At 44.4% G+C, this 14,743-nt stretch carries 11 protein-coding genes and 1 other annotated feature; of the genes, 6 read left to right on the plus strand and 5 right to left on the minus strand.

Features of this window, described 5'->3' with window-relative positions:
• Positions 1-29 precede the first annotated feature (29 nt).
• Together BLT91_RS02750 and BLT91_RS02755 are read right to left on the minus strand one after the other, a co-directional pair.
• Positions 30-1,217 carry an acetoin utilization protein AcuC gene (locus BLT91_RS02750; protein WP_090816320.1) on the minus strand — a complete coding sequence of 396 codons (1,188 nt, stop codon included), beginning with the start codon at positions 1,215-1,217 and terminating at the stop codon, positions 30-32.
• Positions 1,218-1,285: 68 nt separating this feature from the next.
• The gene (locus BLT91_RS02755; RefSeq protein WP_090816322.1) at positions 1,286-1,924 is read right to left on the minus strand and encodes a GNAT family N-acetyltransferase; all 639 of its coding nucleotides are present in this window, start codon (positions 1,922-1,924) and stop codon (positions 1,286-1,288) included.
• Between the two features lie 222 nt (positions 1,925-2,146).
• On the opposite strand from BLT91_RS02755, the gene acsA reads away from it, so the two are divergent.
• The gene (acsA, locus tag BLT91_RS02760) at positions 2,147-3,871 is read left to right on the plus strand and encodes an acetate--CoA ligase (RefSeq protein WP_090816324.1); all 1,725 of its coding nucleotides are present in this window, start codon (positions 2,147-2,149) and stop codon (positions 3,869-3,871) included.
• 131 nt (positions 3,872-4,002) lie between these two features.
• Here the strand turns inward: acsA and BLT91_RS02765 are convergent, their stop codons facing one another.
• Entirely contained in the window at positions 4,003-7,125 is a 3,123-nt protein-coding gene (locus BLT91_RS02765) for a transglycosylase domain-containing protein (RefSeq protein ID WP_090816326.1), read from the minus strand.
• A 128-nt stretch (positions 7,126-7,253) separates the two neighbouring features.
• Positions 7,254-7,533: a binding site (T-box leader), on the plus strand.
• 49 nt (positions 7,534-7,582) lie between these two features.
• Between BLT91_RS02765 and tyrS the strand changes: the two genes are divergently transcribed.
• Complete coding sequence (gene tyrS, locus BLT91_RS02770; protein WP_090816328.1) at positions 7,583-8,842, plus strand: tyrosine--tRNA ligase; 1,260 nt, start codon at positions 7,583-7,585, stop codon at positions 8,840-8,842.
• 110 nt (positions 8,843-8,952) lie between these two features.
• Here tyrS and rpsD read toward each other — a convergent pair whose 3' ends face one another.
• Positions 8,953-9,552: a 30S ribosomal protein S4 gene (gene rpsD / locus BLT91_RS02775; RefSeq protein WP_079416295.1), complete on the minus strand. Its 600-nt coding sequence runs from the start codon at positions 9,550-9,552 to the stop codon at positions 8,953-8,955.
• Between the two features lie 371 nt (positions 9,553-9,923).
• Here rpsD and BLT91_RS02780 point away from each other — a divergent pair, with 371 nt between their 5' ends.
• The 4 genes from BLT91_RS02780 (at position 9,924) to BLT91_RS02795 (ending at position 13,511) form a co-directional block, all read left to right on the plus strand.
• Positions 9,924-11,891: a sensor domain-containing diguanylate cyclase gene (locus tag BLT91_RS02780; protein WP_254776758.1), complete on the plus strand. Its 1,968-nt coding sequence runs from the start codon at positions 9,924-9,926 to the stop codon at positions 11,889-11,891.
• Between the two features lie 165 nt (positions 11,892-12,056).
• Positions 12,057-12,740 (plus strand): TVP38/TMEM64 family protein, encoded by a 684-nt coding sequence (locus BLT91_RS02785; RefSeq protein ID WP_090816331.1) that lies wholly within the window; start codon positions 12,057-12,059, stop codon positions 12,738-12,740.
• Between the two features lie 112 nt (positions 12,741-12,852).
• Positions 12,853-13,101, plus strand: a complete 249-nt coding sequence (locus BLT91_RS02790) for an HPr family phosphocarrier protein (protein ID WP_090816333.1) — start codon at positions 12,853-12,855, stop codon at positions 13,099-13,101.
• 122 nt (positions 13,102-13,223) lie between these two features.
• Positions 13,224-13,511: an Fpa/YlaN family protein gene (locus tag BLT91_RS02795; protein ID WP_090816335.1), complete on the plus strand. Its 288-nt coding sequence runs from the start codon at positions 13,224-13,226 to the stop codon at positions 13,509-13,511.
• Positions 13,512-13,548: 37 nt separating this feature from the next.
• Here BLT91_RS02795 and cax read toward each other — a convergent pair whose 3' ends face one another.
• Entirely contained in the window at positions 13,549-14,595 is a 1,047-nt protein-coding gene (gene cax / locus BLT91_RS02800) for a calcium/proton exchanger (RefSeq protein WP_090816337.1), read from the minus strand.
• Between the last annotated feature and the right edge of the window lie 148 nt (positions 14,596-14,743).

Consider the following 14,743-nt stretch of genomic DNA (forward strand, 5'->3'; position numbering starts at 1 on the left):
TGAGCTTTTTCTTAATTAGGAAACAGTCGCTACTTCAAGTATATCATCGCGAGTTCCTTTGTTTGCCTGTTCTTCTCGGTAATCACTTGGCGCCTTGGAATCGGCGCCCAAGTCTCTACAGGGTCCAGCCATGTATCTACCAGCTGGACCGGGCTTTTGCTCTGCCAGGCGTCCAGCCACGCCTGGGGCAGCGTCAGCTGAGGCTGCGCCTCCAGCTGCGCTAAGATCGCCTGCTCGCTCATCACGAGCCAGAGCAGGCTCCAAGCCCGCGGTACGACACGCCAGATGTCGTACCCGCCGCCCCCGAGCGCAACCCACCGCCCTTCGCACCATTGGTGCGCAAGGGAGTGGATCAGCTCGGGCATAGCCTTGTACACGCGCATGGAGCAATGCACATGCGCGAGCGGGTCGAAAGCATGGGCGTCGCACCCATGCTGCGAGATAATGACGTCCGGCCGGAAGCGGGCGATCGTCTCGGTAAGCACCTCGCCGAAGCACTCCAGCCACGACTCATCCTCGGTGTAAGGCTCCATCGGGATGTTAATACTCATGCCGAACGCATCGCCTTCGCCGCGTTCGTTCACGGCGCCTGTGCCGGGGAATAAATATTTCCCCGTCTCGTGAATGGACAACGTGCATACCTGCGGATCGGCGTAGAAGGCCCACTGCACGCCATCCCCATGATGCACGTCCGTGTCGACGTACAGCACCTTCGCACCGTACGTCTCTTTGGCGTAAGCAATCGCCGCTGATGCGTCGTTGTAGACGCAGAAGCCCGCGCCCTTGCTCTGCAGCGCGTGATGCAGCCCGCCGCCGAGGTGAAGGGCGTGCGGTGCCTTACCTGACATCACCAGCTCCGTAGCGGTGATGGATCCGCCTACGACCTTCGCCGTGATGTCATGCATCCCGGCGAAGTAGGGCGTGTCGTCGGTGTCGAGTCCGAAGCGTGCCGCTTCACGGATCCAACGCTCCTCCGGCGCGGAACAGCTAAGCGCTTTCACGGCTTCGATATAAGCCGGTGAATGCACCCGCAGCAGCTCCGTATCGGTGGCGGAGCGAGGAGTTCGAAGCGCGCTGTCAGGGAGCGCGCCAGCCTTGCGCAGCAAATCGACCGTCATCACCAGACGATCTTGATTGAACGGGTGGCTTTCATTAAATTTATATTGAATTTCTTCATCGTCATAGATAAAGACAGGACTTGATGCTTTCTTGTTCATATCCCAAATTCCCCCGAATTGGCTAACAAATTCGCTTGAAGCCCTAGAAATCCCTCGATTATTCAAACCTAATACATGAAACGCTGCTGAAAACGAATGCGGTCGAACTGCTCGATGGACGAAATTGGAACATACTTGCCAATTCGTACCATGAGACAGTTGGCTGGATGTGAACATATTTCAGGATCATCGGTAGCAAACCAGATCATATCGACGCTTTTCATTAACTTCTCCATCATTTGACGGTATTCCCAGACGGTTAGTTTGCTTGTTTCCAAATCCCAATGCCAATAATATTCGGTGGTGAAACAGATGAGATTCTCCATCTGTTCGCCTTCGAAAGCAAGGCGAATCATCTTTTTACCCAATCCGATCGAACGGTAGTCGTCAGCAACTTCAATGGCGCCTAATTCAATTAAATCCTGCATATGGCCCTGTGACCAACGCTCAATTTCATCGGGATAATGGAAGGTGACATAACCAACAATGGTGGAGCCGTCTCTTGCTAGGATGATTCGACCTTCAGGTAATTGTGCAATTTCGATTAATGCCTCTAGCTGCTCCTTAGGTCTGCGGAAAGCATCTAATTTAGCATGCATAATGAGGTCCTGCAAGCTTTCTGCTGAAACGGGTCCTTCAATGATAATTTGGGGCTGATCGGGAGCTGCGTGCAAGCTATGTAAGTGGTATATTTTGGTATGCTGCATAACCTTAGCTCTCCTTTTAAAAAACAGCATGATGAAAGTTTCCTTTTCCGTTAGGTCATAGTATTCTTATACCAAATTTTGTTTGGAAATAAAAGCTGAACTTTAACGTATGCGAAAAATTCCCGGTATGATATAATAGAATATGTCAAAAATCGATCACATTTTGCTCAAATACTTCAGTAAAATGAAAACGGTTTATCACGTGAGGAGGGTTTTACGAACATGGATCAAATGAAAGTGGAACTCATTGAAGCTGTATCCCCTAATCCTAACATGAAAAATTATGAACAAACGCATGCAACATTTGACTGGAAAGACATCGAGAAGAGCTTCTCTTGGCATGAAACTGGTAAAGTTAACATGGCTTATGAAGCGATTGACCGCCATGCAGAATCCACCAAAAAGGACAAAATCGCACTCTACTATAGCGATAATGCGCGAGAAGAAGCGATTACTTTTGGCCAAATGAAAGCGAAATCAAATCAGTTCGGTAATGTGCTGCGAGGACTTGGTGTTAGCAAAGGAGAGCGCGTATTTATTTTCATGCCGCGTACACCAGAGCTGTATTTTGCTTTACTCGGAACGCTAAAAGTAGGTGCTGTTGTAGGTCCATTGTTTGAGGCTTTTATGGAGACAGCGGTGAGAGACCGTTTAGAAGATAGCGAGGCTGTAGCGATTGTTACAACGCCAAGCTTACTATCGCGTGTTCCTTACAACGAACTTCCTCATTTGAAGCATATCATTCTCGTTGGGGAAGATGTGGAGCTTGCCGAGGGGCAAGTTGATTTCTATAAAGAGATGGAAAATGCTTCAACAGAGTTAGATATCGAGTGGTTGGATCGTGAGGATGGATTAATTATCCACTATACGTCTGGATCAACGGGTAAGCCAAAGGGTGTCTTTCACGTTCAAAACGCGATGATTCAACATTATTATACAGGTAAAATTGTATTGGATCTTCAAGAGGATGATATTTACTGGTGTACAGCGGATCCAGGTTGGGTAACGGGAACCTCCTACGGCATCTTTGCTCCATGGTTAAACGGAGCGACGAATGTGATTCGTGGCGGACGTTTTAGTCCTAAGGATTGGTACAATACACTTCAAAAATATAAAGTAACCGTTTGGTACAGTGCTCCAACCGCCTTCCGTATGCTGATGGGTGCTGGTGATGATGTAGTCGCTGGTTTCGATCTGTCGTCGCTTCGCCATGTGCTGAGCGTAGGAGAGCCGCTAAATCCGGAAGTTGTTCGTTGGGGACTAAAAGTATATAACCAGCGAATTCATGATACTTGGTGGATGACAGAAACAGGTGGACAACTCATTTGTAACTATCCCTCGATGACAATTAAGCCTGGTTCCATGGGTCGTCCAATTCCGGGTGTTGAAGCGGCAATTATTGATGATGCCGGAAATATCTTGCCGCCTAATCGAATGGGCAACCTTGCTATCAAAACACCATGGCCTTCGATGATGCGCAAAATCTGGAACAATCCTTCCAAATATGAAGAATATTTCCGATTAACGGGCTGGTATGTATCCGGAGATTCGGCTTATCAGGATGAAGAGGGTTACTTCTGGTTCCAAGGACGTGTGGATGATGTGATTAACACGGCAGGTGAGCGAGTAGGTCCATTCGAGGTAGAGAGTAAGCTTGTTGAACATCCAGCGGTTGCTGAAGCTGGGGTTATTGGTAAACCCGACCCGATGCGTGGAGAGATCATTAAAGCATTTATCGCCTTGCGTGAAGGCTTCTCACCATCCGATGAGTTAAAAGCGGACATTTCCAAATTCGTTAAAGAAGGGCTTTCTGCCCATGCAGCTCCTCGTGAAATTGAATTCAAAGACAAGCTGCCTAAGACACGTAGTGGTAAAATTATGCGCCGTGTTCTTAAAGCTTGGGAGCTCAATTTGCCAACAGGCGACTTATCGACGATTGAAGACTAATAGGTGAATTTAGACTAAAGCCTTCCTTACACAAGATTTCTTAGTGTGAAGGAGGCTTTTTTGCTGCGCATTTAGGGCTTTTGATATAAAAAAGACCCGGTTACCCGGGCCTTTTTCTTTTCCATAATGATTTAGTTGTTATAGGCGATTGAAGTGGAGGGCTTTGATTCGCCCGCATTATTGACAGCAGTTACTTTGTAATAACCGTTGTAAGCAGCAGCGTAATAATGAAATTCGGTCGCATCATTCACTGAACCTAGCTTCGTAAAGGGTCCTTTTTCCTTATCGCTAAAATAAACATTATACATTTTTACTTTATCCTTGGATGCATTCGCTCTCCAGGTTAACATTATTCCTGCGCCATCAGCTTTGGCTTTAAGGCTCGTTGGTGCAGCAGGTAAATCTTTCGCTGGGGTGGTGCCATTGTTTCCCGTTCCCGGGGGCTCACCAATTCCGGTCGGAGGATTTGGTGAGCCTGGAATTTGATTGCCATCAACAGGAGGTACGAATAATGAATCTAGTGAGCTTCCGTCTGTATAGGAGGAACGGCTCGGCAGGGATTCTTTCCCGGCAACATCGACTGCTGTCACAAAGTACCCCATCAAGCTTGCTCCGGGGATGTTATCGACGAACTTCGGCTCTGCACCTGCTAAGACAACCTTGCCGCCTATGAGCTGGAACTTGCCGCGGTTATCGGAACGATAAAGGCGATACCCAACAAGATCAGGATTCGTACTTGGCTGAAAGGCGATAGTCGCCGTATCTCCTGACTTTGTAGTTATAACGTTCGTAGGTGCCGCTGGCTCTTTGCCATCGTCAACCCGAGGGTCGATTTCGGATGGTGCATCGTCGTCATAATCTGCTGGCTTGTAATTTTCGATCGGTTTTCTGCTCTTCTCAGGGAGTTTGCTCATCGCTTCTTCCACTTCTTTAAGCAGTTGGCTGATCGATTTTTGCCGTTTGATCACGGTTTTTTCTTGGGTGAAATCTGCTGGCGTATGGTCTTGTGCCATGTAATTTAATCCCTTGAATGAACTGATTTTCATCCGTACCATAACGTTGTCTACTTCAGTGGGCACAAACTTCTTATTGAAAAGATCGGTCACTTGAAGATCAGAGTTCGTTGTTAATTCGCTTGGCAGCTTGCCAGATAAGCTAGATACGGTTGCCGAGACGATACCGTCCGGCTTGGCGAAAGTTTTGGTAGGGAACAGCTCCGGCTTTTGCTCGATGGTTCTGTTCATAATGAGTGCCCATATATCTTTAGCGTGATAAGTTTGAAGTGTTTTGGATGACAACTTATTAATCGGTTGATCATAACCGATCCACACACCAACGGTGATATCCGGGGTAAAGCCCATGAACCAAGCATCGGCATCGTCCTGTGTAGAGCCTGTTTTACCTGAAATCTCGATTTTGCCGTATGATTTATATTTTTTCATTAAGTCAGTAGCTGTACCTTGGCTAATCACCGTTTTCATCATATCCGTAATTAGATACGCGCTTTGTGGGGAGTAGACAGGAGTTGGCTTCTGAGCATGTGTATAAATCGTTATTCCATTTGAGTCTTTAATTTCACGAATCATGAATGTCTCGTTGAATACGCCTTTATTCGGAATGGATGCATAAGCACCTGTCAATTCTTTCACAGAAGTACCGCGGCTTAGTCCGCCGATTACACCCGTCTGTGCATAATAATCTTCTTTTTGAATGGACGTGATACCGAGCTTTTTAGCAAAATCCCAAGCATCATTGATCCCGACTTTATTCAAAAATAGGTCGATTGCAGGGATATTGTAAGACTGGTTCAATGCTCTTCTTGCTGTCATTAAGCCGTGAAATTTGTGATCCCAGTTTTCTGGAAGATGGAAGCCTTTGACACCGTCTTTTAGGATAATTGGAATATCATCCACAACACTGGCCGGTTGAATGGCTCCTTTTTCTAAGGCTGGTATATAGGCTGCAATGGGCTTCATCGTTGATCCAGGCTGTCTGAACGCTTGGGTGGCGTGATTGAGCTGCTCATCGAAGAAATTACGTCCTTCTATCATACCTTTAATGGCGCCCGATTTGGAATCAATCATAATAGCGCCGACCTGCTCAATGCCGCCTTTTTTCTCATCTGTAGGAGCGAAGTTTTTCTCGTTACTCGAAATTTCATGCATGGAATCATAGATCGTCTTATCGATGGTCGTATAGATTTGATAACCGCCGCGTAAGAGCTGAGTATGTATACCTTTTAATGCTTCATTATAAGCAGCCTGATTTATCTTAGGATCAAGATCAGGCTTCTGGATTTTCAGCAAAATTTCGGCTGCTTCCTTTTCTGTTTCAATCATCAGATAAGGATAGGTGGTATATGCCTTCTGAGCAGCAGGGGGCATTGACGCTTTGAGATCAAATTTAAGAGCTTCTTGGTACTGTTCGTTCGTAATCTTCTTTTCTTCCAGCATCCGTTTGAGTACTAATTGTTCACGCGTAACCGCCTTTTTGAAACCTTCTTCATCAAAGTCAGGCTTACTCGTGAATGCGGAATACTGCGAAGGGGATTGTGGCAGCCCAGCTAGGTAAGCGGCTTGGGCAACGTTCAATTTGTCCAGATCATCAATATTGAACAGGCCCTTGGCTGCGGCTTTAATGCCATACAGGTTATAGCCTGTAGCCCCATTTCCGTAAGGGATTTTGTTCAAATAGGCGAGCAAAATTTCATCCTTAGACATTAGTCGTTCCATCCGCAGTGCAAGCAGCAGTTCTCTTGCTTTACGGCCGTCGTCGCGGTCTAGGGTTAGAAATACCCGTCTGGCAAGCTGTTGCGTAATCGTACTGCCGCCGGTTTGAACTTCTTCATTCAGCAGTTTCTGAGTTACCGCGCGATATAGTCCGCGGAAATCGATCCCATGATGGTTGTTAAAGTCCTTGTCTTCAATAGATAGAACAGCGTCTAACAGAACTTGTGGAATGTCATCCAGTTGGACGAGACGTCTATCTTCTTCTGTACGCAATTGACCAATGACTGTGTCGTCATTGAAGTAAGCAAAGCCTGTCACGGCATTTTCCTGCATTTGCTGGCGAATGGATTCTTCGCTGCGAACAGGATCTTTTTTAACCAGCGCGCTTACATATCCAAATGCGGCTGATCCACCCAAAATTCCTGCCAGAAAGGCACAAATGAGGGTCCATTTTAAGGTAATCCATGTTACTTTGAATGTTGTTCTCACCCAAGGGCGATTCCATTTAGCAAAAAAATTGCGCATAAGTTCCAATATCCTCCTTACATGAACGCTAATAGTATACCATAAGTGCCCCTCATGCGGTAATTCTAACAGAAGAAAGGAAGCCAAACTGGTTTGACAATACCCAGGAATCTGTGATATAACTTTTATCAAATGCGTAGATGGATCAGCAGTAGGTAGCTTGTGGATGCTTTCAGAGAGCCGGTGGAGGGTGCGAACCGGTACCTGCAGGTTAGTGAATTACGGTCTTGAGCAGTGAATGGGAACCTGCAGCAACATTGAGCTGCACTAGTAGTGTTTGCCGACTAAACCCCGTTAAAGGTTCTTGAGTGGAAATAGTTAGCCGTACACCTAACATCTTGTTATAGATGTACGTAACTGCTGTTTTAATTAGGGTGGTACCGCGAGTCAAGTCTTCTCGTCCCTTGTGGATAAGAAGGCTTTTTTGTATTTTTTAGGACAAAGGAGATGGATGAACATGAGTATTTTGAAGGATTTGGAGTTTCGTGGACTGCTTCATCAAATAACGGACCGCGATGGCTTGGACAAAAAGCTTAGCGAAGAACGAGTCGTGCTGTATTGCGGCTTTGACCCGACAGCGGACAGCTTGCATATCGGTAGTCTGCTCCCCATTCTAACTTTGAGACGGTTTCAGCTGGCTGGTCACATTCCTCTGGCACTCGTTGGCGGTGGTACGGGTCTAATTGGTGATCCAAGTGGGAAAGCCAATGAAAGAACGTTGAATGGACCTGAGACGGTAGAAGCATGGTCCCAGAGCATTAAATGGCAGCTGTCCCGTTTCCTCGATTTCTCAGCAGAAATTGAAAATAGCGCTGAGCTAGTCAACAATTATGATTGGCTCGGTTCTCTGAATGTAATCGAATTTCTTCGTGATGTTGGTAAAAATTTTACAGTGAATTATATGCTAGCGAAGGATTCCGTTGATTCACGGATTACGAAAGGGATTTCCTTCACTGAGTTCAGCTATATGATTCTGCAATCCTACGATTTCTTAAAGCTGAATGAAACGAAAAATTGCTCCTTACAAATTGGCGGAAGCGACCAATGGGGCAACATTACGGCGGGTCTTGAGCTCATCGGCAAGACAACAGATAAACGTGCTTACGGGGTGACATTGCCGCTTGTGACAAAGAGTGACGGACAAAAGTTCGGGAAGACAGAAGGCGGAGCCATTTGGCTGGATGCAAGCAAGACGTCTCCTTATCAGTTCTACCAATTCTGGTTAGGCACAGCCGACAACGACGTCATCCGTTTCCTGAAATATTTCACATTCATTAGCCGCGAGGAAATCGAACGTCTCGAAGAAGAAGTGCAGGCACAGCCTGAGAAAAGAGAGGCGCAGAAATTATTAGCAAGCGAAGTGACGAAGCTTGTGCATGGAAGAGAAGCGCTGGAAAGCGCACTGAACATAACAACAGCTTTATTTAATGGTAACATACAGGAACTTTCTCGTAAGGAGATTGAAGAAGCTTTCAAGGACGTTCCATCAACTACATTAGAACAAGATGACATTGCATTGGTGGATTTACTCATTGCTGTTGGAGCGGCTCCATCCAAACGTCAAGCACGCCAAGATATTGAAAGCGGAGCCGTTACTGTTAACGGCGTAAAAGTGACTGGGCTCGATGCCATTGTCAAAGATTTGGGCAAGCTTGGGGAGTCATACCTCATCATTCGCCGCGGGAAAAAGAATTACTATCTTGCACAGTTTGCATAATGAGATAAACTAGCATCGAGGTCTTTCGAAGACGAGGGCCTCGAACTTATACATTCTGATGTGGATAAAAAATAAACCCCTTAGAGAAATCCCTAAGGGGTTTGCTTTTATTAACGGCTGTAGAACTCGACGATTTGTTTCTCGTCAATTTCTTGTGGAAGCTCGGAACGTTCTGGCAAACGGATGTACTTACCTTCTACGCTTGCGTCGTTGAACTCAAGGTAAGTTGGCAGGTAGTTACGGTTAGCAAGAGCTTCTTTCACAGCGGAAAGACCTTTGCTTCTTTCACGAAGAGCGATAACGTCGCCAGTAGATACGATGTAAGAAGCGATATCTACTTTTTTGCCGTTCACAGTTACGTGACCGTGAGCAACTAATTGACGTGCGCCTGCACGGGAGTTGGAAAGACCAAGACGGTAAACCAGGTTGTCCAAACGGCTTTCAAGCAAGATCATGAAGTTCTCACCAGAGATACCTTTAAGTTTGGAAGCTTTATCAAATAAGTTGCGGAATTGCTTCTCGTTCAAACCGTACATGTGGCGAAGCTTTTGTTTTTCATTTAATTGAACGCCATAACCGCTCATTTTTTTGCGTTGACCTGGGCCATGTTGACCTGGAGGGAATGGGCGTTTCATGTCTTTACCGTTACCACTCAAAGAAATACCAACACGACGGCTTAATTTAAATTTAGGTCCTGTATAACGTGACATTTAGGAAAAACTCCTTCTTTAACAAATAGTTTAGTAGATAGCATCTAGATGTCAGGGTGAAGACAAGTGCCTGGTTTTGCTTACGAATCATATTGTGATTCCCTGACAAGAGTAGTTCAGCCGCTGTCTTGGCAGGAGCAAAAGCAGTGAGGGTGATCACAAATGGCATTCACCGAAATCATGTTGTTACTCGACTTCTAATTTTATTAAAAATAGGGGCAAGTGTCAAGTCTCAATCCTTAGATAGGATTCTAAAAAATCGTGCAATAAGCACAGAAAAATAGTATGATATATGAGGTAAGATTTAGCCTGGATCAATAGGACTATAGTATGTTGGTGAAGGAGAGCCTATGAGTGAATCACTTCGTAGTATGAAACAACATAGTTGTGCAGAACACTTCGAAGAGTTTCTTCGGCAAGGACTTGTTCTTTCTAGCAACTTTTCCTATTGGGAATCCAATTGTTATGAAGCATTGCAGGATGCGTTTGAGTACTGGATTCACCAATTCGGCCAAGCGATGCTGCCCCCTCAAACCGCATTGCTATGCGTTAATACTGATCTTAGTGTTGTGAATTCCTGCTCCCATGACTTTCCTGTTATGGATGCTTTTCTGCAGGTAGGAGCATCCTGGAGCTACGCAGAGCGAAATGATAATCCTCTAGCTCGATGTGCAAGGAATCCAAAATTGCATATGATGACAGGCGATGAAATGAGCGCAAAAGAGCTAAAGACCGTTCTGGCTGCTTCGATTCCAGTTATAGATCCGCAAGGAAAACCAATTTCATATTTGGGACTATTCTCCCAGTCACCTACACAACCTGACGAATTTGTCCAAATGCTATATGTCCTTGCTATTTCATTCCAAAGCTGTGTGCATAGCGTGGAGGATCGTCGCAAATATAATCATTTGTCCATGCAAAACCAACAAAGGGAACTTGACTTTAAGAAGCATGATATCTTATTCGAGGCTTCCAAAAAGCTGCATGCCAAAATTGATGTCGATTCAGTGTTGACCGAAGTTATTGAATGTATGCATAGCGTTTACCCCAAAATACAAGTAGATTTATTGCTCTCACAAGACAACGATTCAACGAATCTGTCTGTGAAGCCTTTGAATTTCCAGAATACAGAGAATGACATTTGTACGCGTGCTTTTATGGAAGGGCATGTTATTTTTGAACCTACGTCCGGCAGCAATGGGCCAAGCACAGGCAAGATAGCGGCTCCGTTATCCGGCAAGCAGGGTGTATACGGTGTATTGTACATGAAATCTGAGCATGATTTGATTCACGCTTCGGATTTGCAATTCATTTCATTGCTTGCCGATACAGCCGGCTCGGCCTTTGAGAACGCAAAGTTGTATGAGCAGTCCAATCTAATGATTAACGAGCTTCGCCTTATTAATGAAATCACCAAGCAGCTAAATCAGAGTTTGCGATTAAACGAAATTTTCAACTCAGCATCGAGCGAAATTTTAAGCATATTCGGTGCGGATTACAGCTGTATTTTACAAAAGGATAAAGAAAGTGAGAAATTAATCGTACAAGCTACTAATTTGCCTGCTATGTTTCATGAGACCATTACCTTGAATCAAGGCTTTTCAGGCCTCGTCTACAACTCCAAAGAACCGATTATCATCTCGGACTATTTGATCAATGACAAGGTGAAATCGAGGCTGATGCAGTTGACCAACGCGCGGTCGCTAATTGGTTCACCGATTCTAGTGAATGGACGAGTTGAAGGCGTTATTCTAGTGGTACATAGCAAGCCTAATTTTTTCTCCTATGATAATTATAAATTGCTGCAGGTTCTCTCTGGGCATATAGGTCTAGCCATGACGAACGCTTCGCTGCATGCTGAAGTGAAACGCATGGTCATTACAGACAATCTGACGGGACTTTATGTACGTCATTATTTAGATGAACAGGCTAATTTGTTACAAAAGAAGGACTTCTGCGGCTCGCTTATCGTTGTTGATATTGACAATTTCAAGCGGATTAATGATACGCATGGTCATCAAATTGGCGATAAAATATTGATCCAGGTTAGCCAAATTATCAAGACCAGCATAAGGGATAGTGATATTGCAGCAAGATGGGGCGGGGAAGAGCTTGCGGTTTACTTACCGCAAGTCGCAAAGGATCAGACGATTCGTATCGCAGAACGCATCCGTCTACGTGTCCTTGAGGAGACGAATCCTCAAGTAACCGTTTCCTGTGGCGTTTCCGATTGGAATTGGGAAGAAGATAAGATAAGTGTGGAATCACTGTTCTATCGTGCCGATATGGCTCTTTATCAAGCTAAAAATAACGGCCGTAACCAAATTCAGATTGGTTAGAACGAAAAAAGTACTTGTCTATGGACGAGTGCTTTTTGTTTTCTCATAAATTTTGCAGCGAGAGGGTAAACTGTCTAAGGTAGGCATATATATACCTACATTTCTCTTCCTGAACCTGCTGTAAAATGTTACAATGGTTTGGTCTAAGAGGAGGATGGTCGAAATTTGTTAGTATTTAACAGAAAGCGCATACTGCTAGTTCTATTTATTATCATTTTGCTCGTTGGCTTGATTTACTTTTTCTTCTTTAACCCTATAGGCGTTAAACTCACTCATAGCAACATGCGACAGCTATCTGAAAATTTAAGAGAAATTGGTTGGCCTGGTAAAATCATTGGAATGGCTTTGATTTTCATTCAAACGTTTTTTCCATTTATTCCGTTTGTTCTTGTAGCAGGGACAAGTGTTGCTATTTTTGGAATAAAAGTTGGATTTCTCGTGAATTACGTGATGTCTTGCTTAGGAGCAATCGCATCTTTTTATTTTGCTCGTTATTATGGACATGCTTGGGTAGAGAAAAAACTTGAGAGATTTCCGTTGGCTGTTCAGTTTAGCCAGCAGATGGAGAAACGTGGATTCTTGTATGTACTATTAGGGAGATTGATACCGATTTTACCTTCTTCAGCGATAAACTTTGCTGCGGGGCTGACAAGGATGCGTTTTACTCATTTTCTATGGGGAACCTTGCTCGGGAAACTGCCGATCGTATTTTTGGAATCGATGATTGCCCATGATTTATTTCATTTTCACAAATATAAGGGAAGACTCCTCTTATTGTTGGCCATTCTCGTCGTTTTGATTCTCATTGGAAACGGCGTAAAGAAAGTACTCGCAGCTAAGACGAAGTAAAGCCGTTTTTGGAGAATGCAGGAAATTTTCTAGTTGCGCTATGTCACCTTTCCAAGTTATCATATAGGAAGCAAGGCGACAATTCATATGCGAATAAATGGAGGAATGGAATATGCCAAGTGCTAATAATGCCGCAATTGTTGAAATTTCACAAACAGCTAATAAATTCAGATCGTCAATCGTTCTTCAATATGATAATAAGTATATCGATGTGAAAAGTATCCTAGGATTGTTTACTACGCTTCTTAGCTCCAGCAAATATGATCTGCATGTTCATGGTCCAGATAAGGAAGAAGCGAAAATCGCAATGGCCGACGTGTTCGCTAAGCACGATCTAGGTGTTAACGTAGTAGAGGATTAGAATCATTCTTAAAGAAGGTACTCTCAGAATCTCTGAGGGTACCTTCTCTTGTATATTGATGCAATTTCGCTTAATATAGATCATATAAGGACGGATGACTTTGCGTATAGGGGGAAGTGGGAATGTCTTCATCTGAACTATTGCTGGACTTGAATCAAAAAGCGCTTAATCTTCTTCAAGAAGATGCAGATAAAATCGAAAAGCTAATCGAAGTACAAATGGGGAATTTGACAACTCGTCAATGCCCGCTGTATGAAGAAGTTTTAGATACGCAAATGTACGGACTCTCTAGGGAAATTGATTTTGCCATTCGGGCGGGACTTATTTCCGAGATGCCTGGTAAACAAATTCTCAACAAGCTTGAACGTAACCTTGCACAGCTATATGAAGCGCTAAATAATAAAAAGTAACCCTTCAAACGGGTTACTTTTTTTGTGTTTGCTTCTTTTAGACTAAGAAGAATACGACACCTAGGATGATGTAGACTACGAGAAGAAGAATGCCCTCATACCAGTTTGTTGATCCGTCCTGTGAGATTGATTTGGTGATGAAGACAGCAACAGCAATGGCTGCAAGTTCGTAGGTGGAGAATACGATGTTCATAGGCGTCCCATCCATGAAGAAGCTTGCAATGACAAGGATAGGTGCAACGAATAGAGCGATTTGTAACGAGCTTCCGATTGCTATTTCTACGGCGGCGCCCATTTTATTTTTCAAGGCCATCATCACAGCAGCACTATGTTCAGCAGCGTTACCAATGATCGCAATTAGGAAGGCACCTACGAACAACTCGGATAATCCAAACTTGTGCGTTACTTCCTCTAGTGTTCCGACCAACCACTCGCTTGTAAAGGCCACCATGGCTGTAGCTAAGACGAGAAAGATAATGGAGGTTGATTTGGACCAAGCAGCTTCACCGTGCTCAATAGCTTCGTCGGATAGCACTTCTTTATGAGTAATCATTGAAAATAAGAGCCATAGTAAGTAGGCCACAATGAGTAGAACGGCTACAATCATGCTCATCGATGATGTTTCCTTCGTAGTTAATCCGCCGGCAAATACGGCTGGTATGAACAACGCGATGACTCCTAGAATCATCAAGGAGGAGTTATGTGAGGCGAGTTTTATATTAAACGACTGTTCTTTGAACTTTAATCCGCCCGTGAAAAGACTCAGCCCCAGAACAAGAAGCAGATTTCCGATGATGGAACCAGTTAAGCTGGCTTTTACGACATCGAATAAACCGTCTTTAACCAAGAAGATTGCAATGATCAGCTCTGCCGCGTTCCCGAATGTTGCATTCAGAAATCCGCCAACCCGTTCGCCTGCGTAATGAGCGACACTCTCTGTCGCTTTGCCTAGAAAGCCAGCTACGAATATAATAGCGATAGCAGCGATGGCGAATTGCAATGTTTGGTTAAAATGCATGTAGTGGGCAACTGCACTCGTGACGAATGTGAGAATTAAACCCACATAGAACAATTTTCCTTTCAATGTGAACCCTCCGACTCATATATATATATTGGTACTTTTTGACTTCTTTTAATATACCCACTTTAGCATCTAAAGTAAATTCGATTTGTAGAATGAAGCTGTCTTGCTTTCATCTATTGAACTTATTACAATAGATTTATACCAAGTT

Source organism: Paenibacillus sp. yr247 (genome assembly GCF_900103825.1).
GTDB lineage: Bacteria > Bacillota > Bacilli > Paenibacillales > NBRC-103111 > Paenibacillus_E.

What these genes read in the sequence shown, in the direction of transcription:
- BLT91_RS02750 (WP_090816320.1), bottom strand. Translation starts at nt 1,217, where the DNA reads ATGAACAAGAAAGCATCAAGTCCTGTCTTTATCTATGACGATGAAGAA.
- BLT91_RS02755 (WP_090816322.1), bottom strand. Translation starts at nt 1,924, where the DNA reads ATGCAGCATACCAAAATATACCACTTACATAGCTTGCACGCAGCTCCC.
- acsA (WP_090816324.1), top strand. Translation starts at nt 2,147, where the DNA reads ATGGATCAAATGAAAGTGGAACTCATTGAAGCTGTATCCCCTAATCCT.
- BLT91_RS02765 (WP_090816326.1), bottom strand. Translation starts at nt 7,125, where the DNA reads ATGCGCAATTTTTTTGCTAAATGGAATCGCCCTTGGGTGAGAACAACA.
- tyrS (WP_090816328.1), top strand. Translation starts at nt 7,583, where the DNA reads ATGAGTATTTTGAAGGATTTGGAGTTTCGTGGACTGCTTCATCAAATA.
- rpsD (WP_079416295.1), bottom strand. Translation starts at nt 9,552, where the DNA reads ATGTCACGTTATACAGGACCTAAATTTAAATTAAGCCGTCGTGTTGGT.
- BLT91_RS02780 (WP_254776758.1), top strand. Translation starts at nt 9,924, where the DNA reads ATGAAACAACATAGTTGTGCAGAACACTTCGAAGAGTTTCTTCGGCAA.
- BLT91_RS02790 (WP_090816333.1), top strand. Translation starts at nt 12,853, where the DNA reads ATGCCAAGTGCTAATAATGCCGCAATTGTTGAAATTTCACAAACAGCT.
- BLT91_RS02795 (WP_090816335.1), top strand. Translation starts at nt 13,224, where the DNA reads ATGTCTTCATCTGAACTATTGCTGGACTTGAATCAAAAAGCGCTTAAT.